17 protein-coding genes and 1 pseudogene are annotated in these 18219 nt (G+C 71.4%); 8 read left to right on the forward strand and 10 right to left on the reverse strand.

Annotated elements, in window-relative coordinates; genetic code table 11:
* The first annotated feature begins 13 nt into the window (after window positions 1-13).
* Complete coding sequence (locus ABD339_RS03525; protein ID WP_344561977.1) at window positions 14-1222, forward strand: tetratricopeptide repeat protein; 1209 nt, start codon at window positions 14-16, stop codon at window positions 1220-1222.
* Window positions 1223-1347: 125 nt separating this feature from the next.
* On the opposite strand, the pseudogene ABD339_RS33690 reads toward ABD339_RS03525, so the two are convergent.
* Window positions 1348-1986 (reverse strand): annotated as a pseudogene (locus ABD339_RS33690) (Scr1 family TA system antitoxin-like transcriptional regulator).
* Window positions 1920-2084: a hypothetical protein gene (locus ABD339_RS03540; RefSeq protein WP_344561979.1), complete on the reverse strand. Its 165-nt coding sequence runs from the start codon at window positions 2082-2084 to the stop codon at window positions 1920-1922. The pseudogene ABD339_RS33690 and the gene ABD339_RS03540 overlap by 67 nt, the downstream one beginning before the upstream one ends.
* Window positions 2085-2430: 346 nt before the next feature.
* Between ABD339_RS03540 and ABD339_RS03545 the strand changes: the two genes are divergently transcribed.
* On the forward strand, window positions 2431-2760 hold the full coding sequence (locus tag ABD339_RS03545; RefSeq protein ID WP_344561981.1) for a cupin domain-containing protein: 330 nt from the start codon (window positions 2431-2433) through the stop codon (window positions 2758-2760).
* A 51-nt stretch (window positions 2761-2811) separates the two neighbouring features.
* On the opposite strand, the gene aroQ is transcribed toward ABD339_RS03545, so the two are convergent.
* Window positions 2812-3306 (reverse strand): type II 3-dehydroquinate dehydratase, encoded by a 495-nt coding sequence (aroQ, locus tag ABD339_RS03550; protein WP_344561983.1) that lies wholly within the window; start codon window positions 3304-3306, stop codon window positions 2812-2814.
* A 136-nt stretch (window positions 3307-3442) separates the two neighbouring features.
* Between aroQ and ABD339_RS03555 the strand changes: the two genes are divergently transcribed.
* Together ABD339_RS03555 and ABD339_RS03560 are read left to right on the forward strand one after the other, a co-directional pair.
* A complete protein-coding gene (locus ABD339_RS03555; RefSeq protein ID WP_344562340.1) occupies window positions 3443-4363 on the forward strand; it encodes an oxidoreductase in 921 nt (306 codons plus the stop codon).
* Window positions 4360-5094 (forward strand): response regulator, encoded by a 735-nt coding sequence (locus ABD339_RS03560; protein ID WP_344561985.1) that lies wholly within the window; start codon window positions 4360-4362, stop codon window positions 5092-5094. Before ABD339_RS03555 ends, ABD339_RS03560 begins: the two co-directional genes overlap by 4 nt.
* Before the next feature lie 215 nt (window positions 5095-5309).
* On the opposite strand, the gene ppdK is transcribed toward ABD339_RS03560, so the two are convergent.
* Complete coding sequence (gene ppdK / locus ABD339_RS03565; protein ID WP_344561987.1) at window positions 5310-8021, reverse strand: pyruvate, phosphate dikinase; 2712 nt, start codon at window positions 8019-8021, stop codon at window positions 5310-5312.
* A 492-nt stretch (window positions 8022-8513) separates the two neighbouring features.
* On the opposite strand from ppdK, the gene ABD339_RS03570 reads away from it, so the two are divergent.
* Window positions 8514-9530 (forward strand): NAD-dependent epimerase/dehydratase family protein, encoded by a 1017-nt coding sequence (locus tag ABD339_RS03570; protein ID WP_344561989.1) that lies wholly within the window; start codon window positions 8514-8516, stop codon window positions 9528-9530.
* 158 nt (window positions 9531-9688) lie between these two features.
* Here the strand turns inward: ABD339_RS03570 and dusB are convergent, their stop codons facing one another.
* The 3 genes from dusB to ABD339_RS03585 all read right to left on the reverse strand — a co-directional run bounded on the left by dusB (window position 9689) and on the right by ABD339_RS03585 (window position 12764).
* On the reverse strand, window positions 9689-10837 hold the full coding sequence (gene dusB / locus ABD339_RS03575) for a tRNA dihydrouridine synthase DusB (RefSeq protein WP_344561991.1): 1149 nt from the start codon (window positions 10835-10837) through the stop codon (window positions 9689-9691).
* A 298-nt stretch (window positions 10838-11135) separates the two neighbouring features.
* Entirely contained in the window at window positions 11136-12125 is a 990-nt protein-coding gene (locus ABD339_RS03580; RefSeq protein ID WP_344561994.1) for an aldo/keto reductase, read from the reverse strand.
* Window positions 12126-12176: 51 nt separating this feature from the next.
* Window positions 12177-12764, reverse strand: a complete 588-nt coding sequence (locus ABD339_RS03585; RefSeq protein WP_344561995.1) for a flavodoxin family protein — start codon at window positions 12762-12764, stop codon at window positions 12177-12179.
* A 294-nt stretch (window positions 12765-13058) separates the two neighbouring features.
* Between ABD339_RS03585 and ABD339_RS03590 the strand changes: the two genes are divergently transcribed.
* The gene (locus ABD339_RS03590) at window positions 13059-13787 is read left to right on the forward strand and encodes a TetR/AcrR family transcriptional regulator (protein WP_344561996.1); all 729 of its coding nucleotides are present in this window, start codon (window positions 13059-13061) and stop codon (window positions 13785-13787) included.
* A gap of 317 nt (window positions 13788-14104) precedes the next feature.
* On the opposite strand, the gene ABD339_RS03595 is transcribed toward ABD339_RS03590, so the two are convergent.
* Window positions 14105-14815 carry a S1 family peptidase gene (locus ABD339_RS03595; protein WP_344561997.1) on the reverse strand — a complete coding sequence of 237 codons (711 nt, stop codon included), beginning with the start codon at window positions 14813-14815 and terminating at the stop codon, window positions 14105-14107.
* Between the two features lie 135 nt (window positions 14816-14950).
* Here ABD339_RS03595 and ABD339_RS03600 point away from each other — a divergent pair, with 135 nt between their 5' ends.
* Together ABD339_RS03600 and ABD339_RS03605 are read left to right on the forward strand one after the other, a co-directional pair.
* A complete protein-coding gene (locus ABD339_RS03600) occupies window positions 14951-15136 on the forward strand; it encodes a hypothetical protein (protein ID WP_344561998.1) in 186 nt (61 codons plus the stop codon).
* A gap of 233 nt (window positions 15137-15369) precedes the next feature.
* On the forward strand, window positions 15370-16287 hold the full coding sequence (locus tag ABD339_RS03605) for a helix-turn-helix domain-containing protein (protein WP_344561999.1): 918 nt from the start codon (window positions 15370-15372) through the stop codon (window positions 16285-16287).
* 134 nt (window positions 16288-16421) lie between these two features.
* Here the strand turns inward: ABD339_RS03605 and ABD339_RS03610 are convergent, their stop codons facing one another.
* Both ABD339_RS03610 and ABD339_RS03615 read right to left on the reverse strand, forming a co-directional pair.
* A complete protein-coding gene (locus ABD339_RS03610; RefSeq protein WP_344562000.1) occupies window positions 16422-16895 on the reverse strand; it encodes a carboxymuconolactone decarboxylase family protein in 474 nt (157 codons plus the stop codon).
* A gap of 187 nt (window positions 16896-17082) precedes the next feature.
* The gene (locus tag ABD339_RS03615; protein WP_344562001.1) at window positions 17083-18192 is read right to left on the reverse strand and encodes an NADH:flavin oxidoreductase/NADH oxidase; all 1110 of its coding nucleotides are present in this window, start codon (window positions 18190-18192) and stop codon (window positions 17083-17085) included.
* Window positions 18193-18219 lie beyond the last annotated feature (27 nt).

The following is an 18219-nucleotide window of genomic DNA, read 5'->3' on the forward strand; positions in this document are numbered from 1 at the left end:
GCCGTACCCGACAATGAAGGACGGCCGGTTCCACGGCGACCGGTTCCACGGCGGGCGGGGTACGGCTGCGAGGGGCGGCGGCAAGGTGTTCCGTAAGAAGAAGAACACGACGGCGAAGACGCGGACGTCGAACACGACCGAGCACGACACGACCGAGCACTACGAGGCCGACTTCGGCAGCGCGGAAGTCGAGGTGACCGAGCGGCCGGGTGAGGCGACGCGCGTCAATGTGAAGCTGAGGCTGAACCCCGAGAGCTACCAGGGGCTCGACTTCGAGTCCAAGCGCAAGACTCTCGGCCTGCACCATCCGGAGACGCTGCACGCGCTGCACGTGTACGCGGTGACCCTGGGCGAGCTTCCCGACCGGCTCGACGACGCGATCGAGCTGCTGGACTGGCTGGTCGCCGCCCGCGCCGACGACCAGGAAAACCGGCTGCTGGCGTTGAACGACCTCACCCGGCTCCTCCAGGACAGCGGCAACCCCGCACCCGCCGAACCCCGGCTGCGCGAGGCGCTCTCCGGCTGGGAGCGGCTGCGCGGCCCGGACGACGCCCAGACGCTCCAGATCGCCTCGAACCTGGCACGGACCCTGCTCGACCTCGGCCGCCATGAGGAGGCGGAGGGGCTGATGCGCGACACCGCAGCCCGCCGCGTCCGCGCCTTCGGCGCCACCCACCCGGACACCCTGAAGAGCAGGAACGTCCTGGCGGGAGCGTTACGCGGCACCCCCGAGCGGCTCGCCGAGGCCGAGCGCATGTACCAGCAGATCCTGGCCGACGCGGCCGACGCGGCCGGTGAACTGTCCTTGAACGTGCGGCACAATCTCGCCGCCGTACTCATCCACCAGGGCAGACATGCCGAGGCACTGACGATGTACCGGGAACTGGTCGCGGAACGCTCACGCCGGCAGGGCCCCGACCACCCCGACACCTGGCGCTCCCGGCACAACCACGCCGTCGTGCTCAACTCCCTCGGCCGCACCGCCGAGGCCGAGGCACAGATCGCCCAGGTCCTGGACGGCTACCGGCGGGTCCACGGGCCCCGGCATGTCGCGACCCTCGGCGTGCAGACGGACCTGGCGGCGATGAAGGCCAACCAGGGCCGCACCGCGGAGGCACTGCCGCTGTTGCGCGACGCGATCGAGGGCTATCGCCGCACCCTGGGCCCGGTCCACCCCCGCGTACGCGAACTCATGGGCGTGCTGGCGCAGTTCGGCGGGTGAGCGCGCGCGTGATCACGTTCGTGGTCCGGGGGCACGGGAGGGTGGTGCGAATCCGTCACCCCCCAAGGGGGTGACGGAAAAGGAGAGAGGTGCCGCCGGGTGCCGTCGCCTTCCGCGCAGGAACCCTACGGACGGTGCGCGGCGTACGCGGTGAACCGCGCCCAGGTGGCGGGGGAGAGCGCGAGGGTCGGACCGCTGGGGTCTTTGGAGTCCCGAATGTGAACCTGAGCGTTCGGGCAGGTGGCGACCTCCACGCATCCCCCGCCCTCTTCGCCGCTTCAGCTCGACTTGTACCAGTCATAAGCGACTTCGAGGCAATTGCCGCCCTCTTCGCCGCTGTAACTGGACTTGAACCACGCCAGATCCACGGGTCCGGTGGTCCTCAGAACGAACGGGCCGGTGAGGCTTCCATGGGTCGGCCGATCGAAAGGCATGATCTGGATGGTGAGCCCCGGGATGTCTGTGCGCCGGAGCAGGTGCCGCAGCTGCTCGCGCCAGACCTCACGCCCTCCGAGCCGAGTGCGTACCAGCCCCTCGGAAAGAACGAAACTGCTGGTCGGCGGAGCCTTACGGTGCAGGATGTGCTGCCGTTCCATCCGAGCGGCCACTTTTTGTGCGATCTCCTCCTCGTGGAACCGCGGCACCCGCGAGGTGAAGACGGCCTGAGCGTGGTCCCCGGTCTGCAAGAGGCCGGGGATCACCTGGTCTCGTACGAAGAGATGACGATGGCCTCTTGTTCGCGGTCGATGAACTCCTCGGCCCACAACGGGTACTTGTCCACCTCCGGCATGTTCTCCACAGCGACGGACAACGCTCCTTTGGTATCCAGGATGTCGTCCTTGGGGCGCTTCTTCGGCGGCATGACGGTGTCTCTCCCCCAACCGGCCCAAGGCTGACCGGTGCTGAACTCGTACAACGAATCTGTACGAAGGGAACCGGTGTTGAGCGTAAGCAGAGGAGACGACGGTTCTCCCATGAACCATGAGAATGGGCTGCCTCATTTCCGGGAGCACTTCTACGGCCGACAGCGGAGTTCCGTCCCCCGTATCCGGTCGTTCGCCGGGCCCGTTCTCCGAAGACAGCTGACCTCGGAGGGCGCGGGCTGCGCGGCTGGGCCGGTACGCGGTTCGCGACCGGGGCCGCACACGGTCGCCCCATACACCCGGTCGCCCACTTGCGTCATGTGTGGTGCGGGAGAGGATGGAGGCATGGATGATGTGAGCGCACTGGCGGCCGAGCACCTGACGCTGGCGAAGAAGAACCCGCACGGCATCAGCGCGTACCTCTTCCTGCACGACGGGCCCCTGCGGCAATCGGTGATCGCGCTGAGGTCCGGTTCGTCCCTGGAAGAGCACAACACTCCCCCCGCGGCCAGCATCCACGTCCTCCAAGGGCGGGTGCGGCTCACCGAGGGGACGGCGGACCAGGACATCGGCACCGGCCAGATCCAGCGCATCCCGCAGCTTCGGCACGGGGTGCTCGCGCTGGAGGACTCGGTGTTCCTGCTGACGGCCGTGACGGGCACCGACACGGAGTGAACGCCCCCCGCGGCGGCGCGGCCGGCCGGCCGCGCCGCTCGTGCCGCCCATTCACCGGAGCGACCACTCCGCGACACGGTGCAGCACGGAGCGGAGCGCCAGCTCGTAGCCGAAGACGCCGTGCCCGGAGACCATGCCCTGGCACACGGGCGCGGTGACCGAGGTGTGCCGGAAGGGCTCGCGGGCGTGCACATTGGAGATGTGCACCTCGACACACGGGATCCCCAGCCCCGCCACGGCCTCGATCGCGTCGCGCAGCGCGTAGCTGTAGTGCGCGTAAGCGCCGGGGTTGAAGACGATGCCGCTGTCACCGGCCCGGGTGCCGTGGATCAGGTCGATGAGGGTGCCCTCGCTGTTGCTCTGCGCACAGCGCACCTCGGCGCCCAGTTCCCTGCCGAGCGCCGTGGTGCGCTCCTCGACGTCCCGGAGTGTGGTGCTGCCGTACGTGGCGGCGTCCCGCTCGCCCAGCAGGTTGAGGTTGGGGCCGTGCAGGAGCAGTACCCGGGGCGTGGAGGTCTCGGCGGCGGCTTCATGGGTCGCGGTCATGGGGGCAGCCTAGAGCCGCCACCTCCGGCTCGGCCCCCCGCCCGAGCGGCCGGCCTCGACCGCCACCGGGCGGGTGGCTAGCCTGCACAGCAGGATGGCCGTACAGCGGCACCGAGGCGAGGAGCAGGGCGGAGCGATGGCCTGGACAGCGCGGAACATCCCCGACCAGAGCGGACGCACCGCGGTCGTGACCGGCGCCAACAGCGGGATCGGGTACGTGACGGCCCGGGAGCTGGCCCGGCGCGGGGCGCGCGTCGTGCTGGCGTGCCGCAGCGAGGAGCGCGGTGCCCGGGCGCGGGAGCGGCTGGTGCGCGAGCTGCCGGAGGCCGAGGAGCGCACCGAACTGCGCCGGCTGGACCTGGGCGACCTGGCCTCGGTGAGCGGCTTCGTCAAGGAGCTGCCGGAGGGACGGCTGGATCTGCTGGTCAACAACGCGGGCGTGATGGCGCTGCCCTTCCGCAGGACGGCGGACGGCTTCGAGTCCCAGTTCGGCGTCAACCACCTGGGGCACTTCGCGCTCACGGGCCTGCTGCTGGAGCGGCTGCTCGCGGCCCCGGCCCCCCGCGTGGTGACGGTCTCCAGCGGGCTCCACGTCCTGGCCAACATCGACATCGCCGACCTGAACAGCGAGGGCGCCTACCGGCGCTGGATCGCCTACGCCCGCTCCAAGACGGCCAACTTGCTCTTCACCCGCGAACTGGCGCACCGGATGGCCGACACCCCGCTGGTCGCGGCGGCGGCGCACCCCGGATACGCGTCCACCAATCTCCAGACGGAGGGTGTCCGGATGGAGGGCAGAAAGGCCGCCGAGCGGGTGGTGCGCGCGGGCAACCGGATGGTGGCCCAGTCCGCCGAGGGGGGCGCCTTGCCGACGCTGTACGCCGCGACGGCGCCCGAGGTCGCCCCGGACTCCTTCACCGGTCCCCGGATCCTGGCCTGGCGCGGCGGCCCCGCCCCCGCGTGGCGGGCGCCGTGGACCCGCAGCGACGCGGCGGCCGAACGGCTGTGGGCGGCCTCCGAACAGCTGACCGGCGTCCGCTACGGAGCGTCCGCATGATCCGCGTACTGGTCGTGGACGACGACTTCATGGTGGCCCGACTCCACAGCACGCTGGTCTCCCGGGTACCCGGCTTCGAGGTCGCCGGGGTCGCGCACAGCGGCGCCGAGGCGCTGGCGCGGGTGCGGGAGCTGACGCCGGACCTGGTCCTGCTCGACCTGTACCTGCCGGACCTCAGCGGCCTGGAGGTACTGCGGGAGCTTCGGGGCGACGGGGCGCCGGGCGGCGGCCCCGACGTCCTGGTGATCACGGCGGCGCGGGACACGGCCAGCGTGCGCGCCGCGCGGCACGGCGGCGCCGTCCAGTACGTCGTCAAGCCGTTCGAGGGCCGGCTGCTGAGCCGGCGGCTGGAGCGGTACGCGGCCGAGCGGCGCGAGTTCGACCAGCTGACCGCCCCCGGCCAGGACGAGCTGGACCGCGTCTTCTCCCCCGGCCCCGAGGAACCGGGCGCGGCCCGGCAGGCCCCCGCCCGGCCGGAGGCGGACCTGGCCACCCGCCCCCAGACCCTCCCCAAGGGCCTCACGGAACAGACCTGCGCCCTGGTACGCCGCACCCTCGAAGCCGTCCCGCCGCAGGCGGGCCTCTCGGCCTCCGAGTGCGCGGAGCGCAGCGGCCTCTCCCGCGTGAGCGCCCGCCGCTACCTGGAACACTTCGTCGCCACCGGCACAGCGACCGTAACCCTCCGCTACGGCACCACCGGCCGCCCGGAACGCCGCTACCACCAGGTGTGAGCCCGGCCCGCCGCCGGTTGCCGCCCGGGGGCCGCCGCCGGGCGGCGAAGGGCGGCCCCGTACACCGACGCGTCCCCGCAGTGGAGGAGGCGGCACCCCCGCACGGGTGCCGCCTCCTCTCGGTCCCGGGCACCGGCCGCCGGTGAGGGTGGGGGCGGTCGGGGCCCGGAAGGGGTGTGCCCTGCGGCCGGGGGCGCCGGCCGCAGGGTCTTCGGTCAGCCGGTGGTCTCCTGGGAGGCGGCGGCGCGGCCTGCCTCCAGGCGGGCGACCGGGATGCGGAAGGGCGAGCAGGAGACGTAGTCGAGGCCGGCCTCGTGGAAGAAGTGGACGGATTCGGGGTCGCCGCCGTGTTCGCCGCACACGCCGAGCTTGAGGTCGGGCCGGGTGGCCCGGCCGGCTGCCGCCGCGTCGCGGACCAGGGCGCCGACGCCGTCCTTGTCGATGGTCTCGAAGGGCGATACGCCGAAGATGCCCTTCTCCAGGTAGGCGGTGAAGAAGCTGGCCTCCACGTCGTCGCGGGAGAAGCCCCACACGGTCTGGGTCAGGTCGTTGGTGCCGAAGGAGAAGAAGTCGGCGCACTCGGCGATCTGTCCGGCGGTCAGCGCGGCGCGGGGCAGTTCGATCATCGTGCCGAGGCTCAGTTTCAGCTCGGTGCCGTGTTCCCGTTCGACGGCGGCGATGACCTCTTCGGCCTCCTCGCGGACCAGTTCCAGCTCCTGGACGGTGCCCACGAGCGGAATCATGATCTCCGCGCGGGGGTCGCCCTTGGCGGCCAGCCGGTCGGCCGCCGCCTCGGCGATGGCGCGTACCTGCATGGTGAAGAGGCCGGGGATGACCAGGCCGAGGCGTACCCCGCGCAGGCCCAGCATGGGGTTCTGTTCGTGCAGCCGGTGGACGGCCTGGAGGAGGCGCAGGTCGTTCTCGTTGGCGTCCTTGCGCGATTCGGCGAGCGCGACGCGTACGGACAGTTCGGTGATGTCGGGCAGGAACTCGTGCAGCGGCGGGTCCAGCAGCCGCACCGTCACCGGCAGCCCGTCCATCGCCTCGAACAGCTCGACGAAGTCGCCCTTCTGGAGCGGGAGAAGCGCCTCAAGAGCGGTCTTCCGCTCGTCCTCCGCGTCGGCGAGGATGAGCCGCTCGACCAGTTCGCGGCGCTCGCCGAGGAACATGTGCTCGGTGCGGCACAGTCCGATGCCCTGGGCGCCGAAGCGGCGGGCGCGCGCCGCGTCCTCGGCATTGTCGGCGTTGGCCCGCACGCGCAGCCGCCGCATCCGGTCGGCGTAGGCCATCATCCGGTGCACGGCCTTGACCAGTTCATCGGCGTCGTCGGCGCCGGCGTGGGTGCGGCCCTCGAAGTATTCGACGACCGGTGAGGGGACGACGGGCACCTCGCCGAGGTAGACCTTTCCGGTGGAGCCGTCGATGGAGACGGTGTCGCCCTCCTCGACGACCACGCCGCCGGGCGCGCTCAGGCAGCGGCGCTTGGTGTCGACCTCCAGCTCCTCGGCACCGCACACACAGGTCTTGCCCATGCCGCGGGCGACGACGGCGGCGTGCGAGGTCTTGCCGCCGCGCGAGGTGAGGATGCCTTCGGCGGCGAGCATGCCGTCCAGGTCGTCGGGGTTGGTCTCGCGCCGGATGAGGATGACCTTCTCGCCGGAGCGGGACCATTTGATGGCGGTGTAGGAGTCGAAGACGGCCTTGCCGACGGCGGCGCCGGGCGAGGCGGCGATGCCCCATCCGATGCGCTGGATGCCGGTCGCCGCGTCGTTCCCGTCGAAGCGGGGGAACATGAGCTGGGCGAGCTGGGCGCCGGTCACCCGCTGGAGGGCTTCGGCCTCGTCGATGAGGCCCTGGTCCACGAGTTGGGTGGCGATGCGGAAGGCGGCGGCGGCCGTGCGCTTGCCGACGCGGGTCTGGAGCATCCACAGCTTGCCGCGCTCGATGGTGAACTCGATGTCGCACAGGTCCCGGTAGTGGGTCTCCAGGGTCTCCATGATCTGCATGAGCTGGTCGTAGGAGGTCTTGTCGAGCGCTTCGAGGTCGGCGAGCGGCACGGTGTTGCGGATGCCGGCGACCACGTCCTCGCCCTGGGCGTTTTGCAAGTAGTCGCCGTAGACGCCCTGCTGGCCGCTGGCGGGGTCGCGGGTGAAGGCGACGCCGGTGCCCGAGTCGGGGCCGAGGTTGCCGAAGACCATGGAGCAGATGTTGACGGCGGTGCCCAGGTCGTGCGGGATGCGCTCCTGGCGCCGGTAGAGCTTGGCGCGCTCGCCGTTCCACGAGTCGAAGACCGCGCGCACGGCGAGGTCCATCTGCTCGCGCGGGTCCTGGGGGAAGTCCCGCCCGGTCTCGCCGCGCACGATGTCCTTGAACTGCTCGACGAGCACCCGCAGATCCTCGGCGCACAGATCGACGTCGGTGGCGGCGCCCTTTGCCCGCTTGGCCTCCTCCAGCGCATCGGCGAACAGTTCGCCGTCGATGCCCAGGACGGTGTCGCCGAACATCTGGATGAGGCGGCGGTAGGAGTCCCAGGCGAAACGCTCGTCGCCGGCCTGTTTGGCGAGGCCCTGCACGGATTCGTCGGAGAGCCCGATGTTCAAGACGGTGTCCATCATGCCCGGCATGGAGAACTTCGCGCCGGAGCGCACGGACACCAGCAGCGGGTCGTCGGACTGCCCGAGGGTTTTGCCCATCCGGGTCTCCAGCGCTTCGAGGTGCGCACTGACCTCGTCGCGCAGGTCGGCGGGGGCCTCTCCGGAGGCGAGGTAGACCTTGCACGCTTCGGTGGTGATGGTGAATCCGGGAGGGACGGGGAGCCCGAGGTTGGTCATCTCGGCGAGGTTGGCCCCCTTCCCGCCGAGGAGGTCCTTGAGGTCCTTGTTGCCCTCGCTGAAGTCGTAGACGAACTTTCGCTCAGCGTTTTCCATGTGAACCGGCACCGGACTCGGCTCCTCCTGGTCGGTTGCCCTGACGGCGGGGAGCGTACCCAGATCGAAGGCTCAGGAGTACGTCCAGCGGCACGTCGAACGGCTGTAACCACCCATGTGCCGAGAGATCGAAAGTGCCGACCCTTCGAGGCTGATTGCGTGCACCATTCAGAAGCTGAACCGAGGCTGACGCTGCGTACGGACATTGTTCACTTTCCGCACACGGAGCGAGAGTTGACTACGGGCCCCTAACCAAGGCTCGGTAAAACGCCGGGCCGCTCCTTGGAGATCTACAGCTCACAATTGAGCGCTCAATTGAGCGGACCCTTTATCAGGGTGGCGCGAATCACGCGGCCAAACGGGTGTCCGTCTCAACATGCGGACGCCTTGGTCGGATCCGGACGGGCGGGAGGCGCACCGGAGACACGGCGCCGGTTCCGCTGTGAGCGTGCGCCCGTTCCGCCCGCGGCGCGCAGGAGGCAGAGTCACGGCATGAGACTTCTGGTGCTGGGCGGAACAGAGTTCGTGGGGCGCGCCGTCGTGGCGGCCGGACTGGAGCGCGGCTGGCAGGTGACGGTCTTCCACCGTGGCCGCCACGCCCCACCGCCGGGCGTCGGCGTACTGCACGGCGACCGCACGGCCGAGAACGGGCTGCGCGCCCTCGCCGGCCCCGGCCCGGCCCCCTGGGACGCCGTGGTGGACACCTGGAGCGGTGCGCCCTCCGTGGTCCGCGACAGCGCGCGGCTGCTGGTCGGCCGGACGGCGCGCTACGCCTACATCTCCAGCGGCTCGGTCTACGCCTACCCCGCCGCGCCCGGCCGGGGCGAGGACCGGCCCGTGGTGGACGCCTCCCCGGACGACGGCCCGGAGGTGGGCTACGAACGCGCCAAGCGCGGCGGCGAACTCGCCGCGCTGGACGCCTTCGGCGACCGCGCCCTGCTGGTCCGCGCGGGGCTCATCCTCGGCCCGTGGGAGAACGTCGGCCGGCTGCCCTGGTGGCTGGGCCGGGCCGCGCGGGGAGGCGAGATGCTGGCGCCCGGACCGCGCGATCTGGGGTTGCAGTACATCGATGTCCGCGATCTGGCCGCCTGGACCCTCGACGCGCTGGAGGCCGGGCGCGGCGGGCCGTACGGGCTGGTCAGCCCGCCCGGCCACACCACCGTGGAAGAGCTGCTGGAGACGCTGGTCCGCGTCACCGGATCCGGGGCCGAACTGCGCTGGGCGGACCCGGACTTCCTCACCGGGGCCGGGGTCGAGCCCTGGACGCAGCTGCCGGTGTGGGCGCCACCGGGCGGCGATCTGTACGACACCCTCCACCTCAGCGACGTCACGAAGGCACTCGAAGCCGGGCTGCGCTGCCGCCCCTTCGCCGACACCGCTGCCGCGACCTGGGAGTGGCTGTGCTCGCTCGGCGGCGAGGCACCGCAGCGGCCCGACCGCCCGCGGCTGGGGCTCACACCGGAGCGCGAGGCGGAGTTGCTGGCCCGGCTGAAGGGGGTGCCGGGTTGAAGAGGTCACCAGCTGAAGGGGTAACCGGCTGAGGGGGTGACGGATTGAAGACTAACCGGCTGAGGGGGCGACCGTTCGAAGAGGTGACGCGCTGACGGGCCGGCTCCGGAGCGGGCGGTCCGGAGGCCGCCGGGACCGACGGGGCCGCCCGGGTGCCGTCAACCGCCGGAGGTGTCCAGTTCGGCGTCCGCGCCCACACCACCGTCGCACTCGAACGGGTCGTCGAGCCAGCCGTCGGGCAGCACCACGCGGTTGCGCGAACCGGTGCGGCCCCGCGGCCCGTCGGCGGCGGCAGCGGGCCAGGGCTGGTCGAGGTCGAGGTCGTCGAGCAGGGCGCGCAGTTCCTCCAGGGAGGCGGCGACGGCCAGCCGCTTGCGCATCTCGGAGCCGACCGAGAAACCCTTGGTGTACCAGGCGACATGCTTGCGGAAGTCGATCACGCCCCGCGGCTCGTCGCCCAGCCACTCCCCCAGCAGGCGGGCGTGGCGCACCATGATGTCGGCGACCTCGCGCAGCGAGGGGCGCGCGTACGCGTCCGCGCTCTGCTCCTGGCCGGAGAGCGCGGCCACCAGGTCGCCGAACAGCCAGGGCCGCCCGAGGCAGCCGCGGCCGACCACGACGCCGTCGCAGCCGGTTTCGCGCATCATCCGGACGGCGTCCGGCGCCGACCAGATGTCACCGTTGCCGAGCACCGGAATTTCGGGCACGGCCTCCTTGAGGCGCGCGATGGCCTCCCAGTCGGCGGTGCCCCCGTAGTGCTGGGCCGCGGTGCGGCCGTGCAGGGCGATGGCGGTGACGCCCTCCTCGACGGCAATGCGCCCCGCGTCGAGGTAGGTGAGGTGGTCATCGTCGATGCCCTTGCGCATCTTCATCGTCACCGGCAGATCGCCCGCGTTGCTCACGGCCTCGTGCAGGATGCCGCGCAGCAGGGGGCGCTTGTAGGGCAGCGCGGAGCCGCCGCCCTTACGGGTCACCTTGGGGACGGGGCAGCCGAAGTTGAGGTCGATGTGGTCGGCCATGTCCTCGTCGGCGATCATCCGGACCGCCTTGCCGACAGTGACCGGATCGACGCCGTACAGCTGGATGGAGCGGGGCTTCTCCGTCTCGTCGAAGTGCACGAGCTGCATCGTCTTCTCGTTGCGCTCCACCAGCGCGCGGGTGGTGATCATCTCGCTGACGAAGAGCCCCCGGCCGCCGGAGAACTCCCGGCACAGCGTCCGGAACGGCGCATTGGTGATCCCGGCCATCGGTGCCAGCACCACGGGCGGCTGGACGGCGTGCGTTCCGATGTGCAGCGGCTGGGTCATGGAACGGAGATCCTCGCGGGTCGTACGGATGCGGAAGCGGATTCGGCTGCGGACAGCGGGTGCGGATACGGGCAGGGAGACGGCTACGGACCGGGCGGGCGGCCGGAGCCGGGCCGAGGCGGTGGGCCGGGGCGGGGCGGACCGTGACGCGGGCGGACACCCCATTGTCCCCCATCCTGTGGCCGCCCTTCAGGGCCCCGGCACGAGGGCCGTCTGCTCCCGCACGGGGAGGACGGCGGTACCGCCGCGCGCCGACCTCCCCGGGGGCGGCCCGAGTGGGAGCCGCCCCCGGGGATCATCAGATCCAGGTGGGCACGTGCCCCTCGGCGTAGCGGGCGCCGAAGCCGCCCTGCGGCAGGATCTCGCCGATGGCCTTGAGATCGGTGTCGGTGAGGGTGAGGTCGGCGGCGGCGGCGTTTTCCTGGATGCGCTGTGAGCTGCGGGTACCGGGGATGGGCACGACGTGCGCGCCCCGGGTCAGGAGCCAGGCCAGCGCCAGCTGCGAGACGGTGGCCTTCTTGGCCGCCGCCAGCTCGGCGAGCCGGCGGACGGCTTCGACGTTCTTCTCGAAGTTGCCCGGCTGCCAGCGCGGATCGACGCTGCGTATGTCGGTGGCTTCGTACTGGTCGGCCGGTTCGGCGGTGCCGGTGATGAACCCGCGGCCGAGGGGGGAGTAGGCGACGAAGCCGATGCCGAGTTCGTCCAGGGTGGGGAAGAGCTGCTCGACGTCCCGCTCGAACAGGGAGTACTCGGTCTGCAGAACGGAGACCGGCTGCACCGCGTGCGCCCTGCGGATCGTCTCGGGTCCGGCCTCGCTGAGGCCGAAGTACTTCACCTTGCCCGCCTCGATCAGCTCCCTGACGGTGCCCGCGACCTCCTCGACAGGCACCTCGGGATCGACACGGTGCTGGTAGAAGACGTCGACGTGATCCACACCGAGGTAGCGCAGGCTGTTGTCGGCGACCTTGCGGATGGTGTCGGGCCGGCTGTCGAAAGCACTGCCGATCCGTTCCGGGGAAACGGACATATCGACGCCGAACTTGGTGGCCAGGACCACCTCGTCACGGAAGTCCCTGACCGCCTTGCCGACCAGGATCTCGTTGGATCCGGTACCCCGGCCATACATCTCGGCGGTGTCGAAGAAGGTGACGCCCAGGTCGTGTGCGCGGCGGAGGGCGGCGACGCCGGCCTCCTCGTCGGTGGGTCCGTAGGCCATCGTCAGGCCCATCGCGCCGTAGCCGATCGCCGAGACCTCAAGGCCCTGGCTGCCCAGTGTCCGGTGCTGCATGACGCTCTCCTCTCCAAGAAACCGGAGGGCGGTGTCCGGCCGCCCGCTGTGTCAGTGCGCCGCGGCGGTCAGTCCGGCGCGGTGGACGCGGGTGTGCTCGGCGACGCGCCGGCCGAGGTGGCGGGCGGTGTTCAGGTCCGCGTCATGGACGTCGGGGGTGTCGTTGAAGCTCTGCGCGCCGGCGCCGAGGTAGAAGCCGAGGCGGTTGTCGTCCTGGGGGCTGGAGGTGGTGGTGTTCCAGCCCGGCAGGAGGCCCAGGCTCACCCAGAGCATCCCGTGCTGGGCCGCCAGCAGCGCCAGGTACTGGAGGGTGTGCATCTTGTCGCCGCTCATGGAGCCGGAGTTGGTGAATCCCGCCGCGAGCTTGTCGCTCCAGGCTTGGGTCATCCACCGCTTGCTGCTGGCCTCGGCGAAGGCGTGGAAGGCCCCGGACGCGGAGCCCATGTAGGTGGGGGTGCCGAAGATGATGGCGTCGGCGGCGTCCATCAGTTCCCAGTCGGCGTCGCCGAGGGAGCCGACGTCCACGCGGTGGACGTCCGTCCCGGCGACGGAGCCCGCGCCGTCGGCCACGGCCGTGGCGATCTGCGCGGTGTGGCCGTAGCCGGAATGCGACGCGATGACGATCGAGATATCGGACACGGGTGTTCCTCTCCTGCCGCTCCTGCCGCGAGGGCGGCGTTTCAGTGACGAAGTCAGTGACGCGTTTCGGTGACGCGTTTCGGTGACGCATTCGCGTCAGGTGCTCGGTGACGTGATCGGTGGTGTGCCGGCGGACGATGAGCCCGCCCGCCGCGGGGCCCGGAGGCCGAGGGCGGGGTGGCGCACCCCGGATCTCACGGGCATGCACCGGCCACGACCAGCATGAATCATCGTTCCACTTTTGAGCGTAGCACTGATAAGCCAGTGATACGCAAAATGGGATATCGTTGTTCCATGGACGAGGAACGACGCGCCGTGCGACGCCAGGTACTGCACGTGGCCGCAAAGCTTCTGGAGGAGGGCGGCAGTGAAGCGGTCTCCACCCGCGCTGTCGCCGCAGCCGCAGGCATCACGGCCCCCACGCTCTACCGGATGTTCGGCGACAAGGACGGACTCCTGGCCGAGCTGGCCGCCTGCGGATTCGAGACGTACCTGGCCGAGAAACGGGAGGCGCTGGCGCTGACCCCCGACGACCCGGTGGCCGACCTCTACCGCGGCTGGGACCTGCACGTCGACTTCGGAGTGCAGCACCCCGCGTTCTACATCCTCATGTACGGCACCGCGCGGCCCGGGCGGCGCCCCCCGGCCGCGGACGAGGCACACGCCCTGCTGGTGAGACTGCTGCACCGGGCAGCCGAGGCCGGGCGCCTCCGGGTTCCGGTGGAGCAGGCGACCCGCGTCATCCACGCGGCGACAACGGGAGTCACGCTGGCGCTGATCGGCGAAGAGTCCCCGGAGCGGGACATGGCCGTTTCGGCACGGCTGCGGGACACCGTCATCGCCTCCGTCACCACGGACCCGCCCGCCTCACCCGGGTCCGACCTGGCCTCGCGCGCACTCGCCCTCGACGCCGCACTGCAATCCGCGCTCACCGCCGGCCGACCGGCCGCGGGCACCGGGGTACCCCTGGGAGACGCGGAGACGGCTCTGCTGCGCGAGTGGCTGCGGCGGCTGGCAGGCTGAACGCCGGGCCGGTGCGGCGGCGCTGGTGCCGTGACCGGCGATGTTTGCCCGTCGAGGAGCGTCGTCGTGGGGGCACCGCCCGCGCGAGCGGAGCCGAGCGTGGGGCAGCGTGCGATCACAAGGCGGCCGGAAGTCCTGGATTGGGTCTCCCCCGCTCTGGGGGTCCCTCCCGGCCGAAGGCCGGGGGAGGAGTTGAGAGCTTGGGGAAGGAGCTACCAGGGCTTTCGGCCAACGCCGCTGGGGGCGCCCCCTGCTCGTAGAGCTCGGGGGAGTGCGTACCGGACGACGCGACAGGGCAAAGCTTGCCGGGAGGGGCACTAGTAACCGACCCTGAGCCCCAGTTCGGACAGCGGGCCCACGACAGGCTGGTAGTAGGTCGCGCCGCCCGTCGAGCAGTCGCCCGAGGCGGCGACGAGGATGCCGACGGCGGCGTCGCCGAACACCGCGGGCGCCCCTGTATCGCCGGGCTCCGCGCACATGTTCGCCTGGAAGAGGCCGTTGACGACGCCCTCGGGATAGCTGATGGACACGTTCACCTGCTGGATGCTGCCGCACTGCCAGCCGCTGACCGGGCCCGCCCGGCAGACCCGCATCCCGACCCGCGGCGCGACGGCCCGCTCGACGCGGGCCGCGCCGCTGCCCGTGGCGACCTCACTGGGGTAGGTCAGGCTCGGATTGGTATAGCGGATGACCGAGTAGCTCTGACCCGGGAAGTGCGTACCCGAGGTCTGCCCCACGGGGGTCCGCAGCTGCGCGTCCGCGAACCACTGCGTACCCGCGCTGCCGCAGCGGCCCGGTACGAGCCCGTAGAAGGAACTGCCGTTCGTCGCGTTGAAGCCGACGGCGCAGCGCGTACCGGCGCTGCTGTAGAGCAGGTCGCCCCCGCGGATCGCCGTTCCGGCGGAGGCCGACGGGGGCGCGGCCCTCTCCGCGGGCCGGGCCGCTGACGCGGATGCCCCGGTCGCCGGGGCGGCGACCGCCACCAGCAGGAGGGTCAGGACGGCACGTACGGCACGAGCGGCGCGCATAGCGCCTCCTGCGGGGAGCGGGCCAGTGGTTGGCGCGCCCATTGTGACCGGGCAACGCCCCTTCGGTAAGGCGCACTTCCGGACACGTCCGCCCGACACGGGCCCGCCCGAGCTACGCAGCCGCTACGTACCCAGGTGCGCCCAGACCGTTTTGCCCGCGCCCGCGCGCTGCCGTACGCCCCAGTCGTCGGCGAGGGCGTCCACCAGCAGCAGGCCCCGCCCGGAGGTGTCGTCCGGGCCCGGCTCGCGGAGTCGGGCATCTCCGGCTGGCAGGAGTCGGAGACCTCCAGCACGAAGGTGCCGTCAAGCGGCGCGCCGTGAGCTCGAAGTGGTCGCCGATCCCCGGCGTGTGCAGCACCGCGTCGGTCGCCAGCTCACTCGTGACGAGCGCCGCCACCTCGGCGAGACGCCCGAGCTTCCACACTCTGAGCAGCTCTTCGACGTGTGCCCGCGCCTGGGGCACGGATTCCTTGCTGATGCGGAACCTGGTCGTGTTCGTACGCCCGGACATGTGTCCTCCCGGGGGCGGGGGCAGGCCGATTGATGATCACTCAGTGCGCGGACGGCGGCTCGGTGCCGCCCTCCGGCGATACCGGCTGGCCGCGCGGCTCGACCAGGAGCACGCGGCCGACGCGCTGGGCTGCTCGACGGCGAAGACAAGCCGCATCGAGACGGGGGCGAACAGCGCCCGAGTGGCAGAAGTCCGCTACCTGCTGGACCTCTACGGCATCGATGACCCGCCGGCACGCCGCCGGCTCGAACGACTCGCACGCAATGCGACAAAGCGCGGTTGGTGGGTCAACCAGCCGGTGCCCGTACCGGCCAAGCTGGGCGACTATCTGGCGCTGGAATCGGACGCCACCTTCATCCGGACCTGGCAGACGACACTCGTGCCCGGTCTGCTCCAGACCGCCGAGTACACCAGGGCCCTCGCTGCCGCGAACGCGATCCCGAACACCGAGGAGGAGATTGAACGCTCGGCCGCGATCCGGCAGGAGCGGCGCAAGCGGTTCCTCGAATCCGGCGCCCGGCTCGCAGCCGTCATCCGGGAGCCCGCCTTGACCTCGCGCGGGCTGCCGCCGAAGACCCGTCGCGCCCAGCTGCTCGACCTGCTGTGGTTCCACCAGCAGCCCTTGATCACCCTGCAAGTGCTGCCGCTCGACGAGTGGGCTTGCGCGACCGGTTCCCCGCCATTCGTCATGCTCTCGTTCGACGGGGAATGGGCGCCCTCCGCCGTTGTCCAGGACACGCATCAGGAGAGCGTCGTGCTGGAGGACGAACACCTGACGAGCCCCTGTGCGCACGCCTTCGACGCCCTGCGCTCCGCCGCGCTCACCACGGAACAGACCCGCACCTTCATCCAGGAACTGATCGCCGACCTCCCCGAGGAAGAGGAACCCGCCCGCGGGGCCGCGTACTTCGGGGCCACCGCGTGGCGGGCGTTCACCGAAGGGCTCACAGCGGGCCGGTAGGGATACGCGGTACGCGGCTCAGGGTCGGCCCGCCCCCGTGACGCGGGCCGACCGTGAGCCGGACGATCGTGGGCCGGGCCGCCGTGGGCCGGGCCGCCGTGGGCCGGGCGACCCACGACCCCCGGGGCCCGCCGCTAGGCGAACTGGCCGGGGCGGTAGTCCCCGCCCGGCTGCCGGACGATGACGTTCAGTCGGTTGAAGGCGTTGATGACGGCGATGAGGGCGACCAGCGCGGCAAGCTGTTCCTCGTCGTAGTGCTTGGCGGCGTTCGCCCACGCCTCGTCCGTGACGCCGCCCGCCGCGTCCGCGAGGCGGGTCCCCTGTTCGGTCAGTTCCAACGCGGCGCGCTCGGCCTCGGTGAAGACCGTGGCCTCGCGCCACACCGCGACCAGGTGGAGGCGGATCGGGGTCTCCCCGGCGTGCGCGGCCTCCTTGGTGTGCATGTCGGTGCAGGCGGCGCAGCCGTTGATCTGGCTGGCGCGGATCTTCACCAACTCCTGCGTCTCGGTGGGCAGTGCCGAGTCCGAGACGACTTTGCTCGCCGCGATGAAGTGCTTCAGGAACGGGCCCGCCATCGGGCTGTTCAGCATATTCAGACGCGCGTCCATGGTGACTCCTCTGCCGTGGCGTTGCCGTGTTGGCGGTTACACCACTTCTGACACCACGACCGGGCGGAAATGTGACAGGAGCGCGCGGCTCCCGCGTGTGACGTGCGTCTCATGTGCGTGGGGGCCGGTCGGCCCTCGGCCGGACCGGCCCCCACGGCACTCGGGCCGCTGAGCCCGTTCGGACCGCTCAGACCGCCCGGTGGTACTGCTGCGGCCAGCGGGCGGCGGTGGTGGCGCGCAGCGCGGCGGCGGCCTCGTTCGCCCAGTACGGCCTGCGCAGCAGCTCGCGGCCGAGGAGGACCGCGTCGGCCCGGCCCGAACCGACGATCGCCTCGGCCTGCTCGGGCTCGGTGATCAGGCCGACGGCGCCGACCGGCATGCCGGTCTCCTTCTTGACGCGCTCGGCGAACGGCACCTGGTAGCCGGGCTCCACGGGGATCGTCGCGCCGGGGGCGTTGCCGCCGGTGGAGGTGTCGAGCAGATCGACGCCGCGCGCGTGCAGTTCCTTGGCGAAGCGCACGGTGTCCTCGGCGGTCCAGCCCTCCCGGCTGTCCTCGGGGTTCTCGGTGAGCCATTCGGTGGCCGAGATACGGAAGAAGAGCGGCAGTTCCTCGGGCCACACGTTCCGTACCGCCTCGACGACCTCCAGCGCGAAGCGGGTGCGGCCCTCGAAGGAGCCGCCGTAGGCGTCGGTGCGGTGGTTGCTGAAGGGCGAGAGGAACTCGTTGATCAGGTAGCCGTGTGCGCCGTGCACCTCGACCACCTGGAAGCCGGCCTCGTGCGCGCGGCGCGCGGAGTCCGCGAACCGGCTCACCAGGTCCCGGATCTGATCAACCGTCAACTCGTCGGGCGCGGTGTGCTTCTCGTCGAAGGCGACCGGGCTGGGGCCGACCGGCTGCCAGCCGTAGCCCTGGCCCGGCGCGAGCGGGGCGCCCCGATCCACCCAGGTGCGCTCGGTCGATGCCTTGCGGCCCGCGTGCGCGATCTGGATACCGGGGACTGTGCCCTGACCGGCCAGGAAGCGGGTGAGGCGGGCGAACGCCTCCTGCTGACGGTCGTTCCACAGCCCCAGGTCGTAGGGGCTGATGCGGCCGTCCGCGCTCACGGCGGTCGCCTCCACCAGCGCGAGGCCGACGCCGCCGGAGGCGCGGGAGCCCAGGTGGGCCAGGTGCCAGTCGGTGGGAGCGCCCTGGTCGGGGCCCTCCGCGGCGGCGGAGTACTGGCACATCGGCGCCATCCAGACGCGGTTGGGCACGGTCACCGACCGCAGCGTGAGGGGCTCGAACAGTGCGCTCACGGCGCTCTCCAATCCGTTGGTACGTCG

The sequence above is a fragment of the Streptomyces axinellae genome (genome assembly GCF_039532135.1).
In the GTDB taxonomy this organism is placed as follows: Bacteria; Actinomycetota; Actinomycetes; order Streptomycetales; family Streptomycetaceae; genus Streptomyces; species Streptomyces axinellae.

Coding starts and splice junctions, on each gene's coding strand:
- aroQ (WP_344561983.1), bottom strand. CDS start 3,306: ATGACCGCGACCCATGAAGCCGCCGCCGAGACCTCCACGCCCCGGGTA.
- ABD339_RS03580 (WP_344561994.1), bottom strand. CDS start 12,125: ATGCAGCACCGGACACTGGGCAGCCAGGGCCTTGAGGTCTCGGCGATC.
- ABD339_RS03540 (WP_344561979.1), bottom strand. CDS start 2,084: ATGCCGCCGAAGAAGCGCCCCAAGGACGACATCCTGGATACCAAAGGA.
- ABD339_RS03560 (WP_344561985.1), top strand. CDS start 4,360: ATGATCCGCGTACTGGTCGTGGACGACGACTTCATGGTGGCCCGACTC.
- ABD339_RS03555 (WP_344562340.1), top strand. CDS start 3,443: ATGGCCTGGACAGCGCGGAACATCCCCGACCAGAGCGGACGCACCGCG.
- ABD339_RS03570 (WP_344561989.1), top strand. CDS start 8,514: ATGAGACTTCTGGTGCTGGGCGGAACAGAGTTCGTGGGGCGCGCCGTC.
- ppdK (WP_344561987.1), bottom strand. CDS start 8,021: ATGGAAAACGCTGAGCGAAAGTTCGTCTACGACTTCAGCGAGGGCAAC.
- ABD339_RS03545 (WP_344561981.1), top strand. CDS start 2,431: ATGGATGATGTGAGCGCACTGGCGGCCGAGCACCTGACGCTGGCGAAG.
- ABD339_RS03595 (WP_344561997.1), bottom strand. CDS start 14,815: ATGCGCGCCGCTCGTGCCGTACGTGCCGTCCTGACCCTCCTGCTGGTG.
- ABD339_RS03525 (WP_344561977.1), top strand. CDS start 14: ATGAAGGACGGCCGGTTCCACGGCGACCGGTTCCACGGCGGGCGGGGT.
- ABD339_RS03590 (WP_344561996.1), top strand. CDS start 13,059: ATGGACGAGGAACGACGCGCCGTGCGACGCCAGGTACTGCACGTGGCC.
- dusB (WP_344561991.1), bottom strand. CDS start 10,837: ATGACCCAGCCGCTGCACATCGGAACGCACGCCGTCCAGCCGCCCGTG.
- ABD339_RS03610 (WP_344562000.1), bottom strand. CDS start 16,895: ATGGACGCGCGTCTGAATATGCTGAACAGCCCGATGGCGGGCCCGTTC.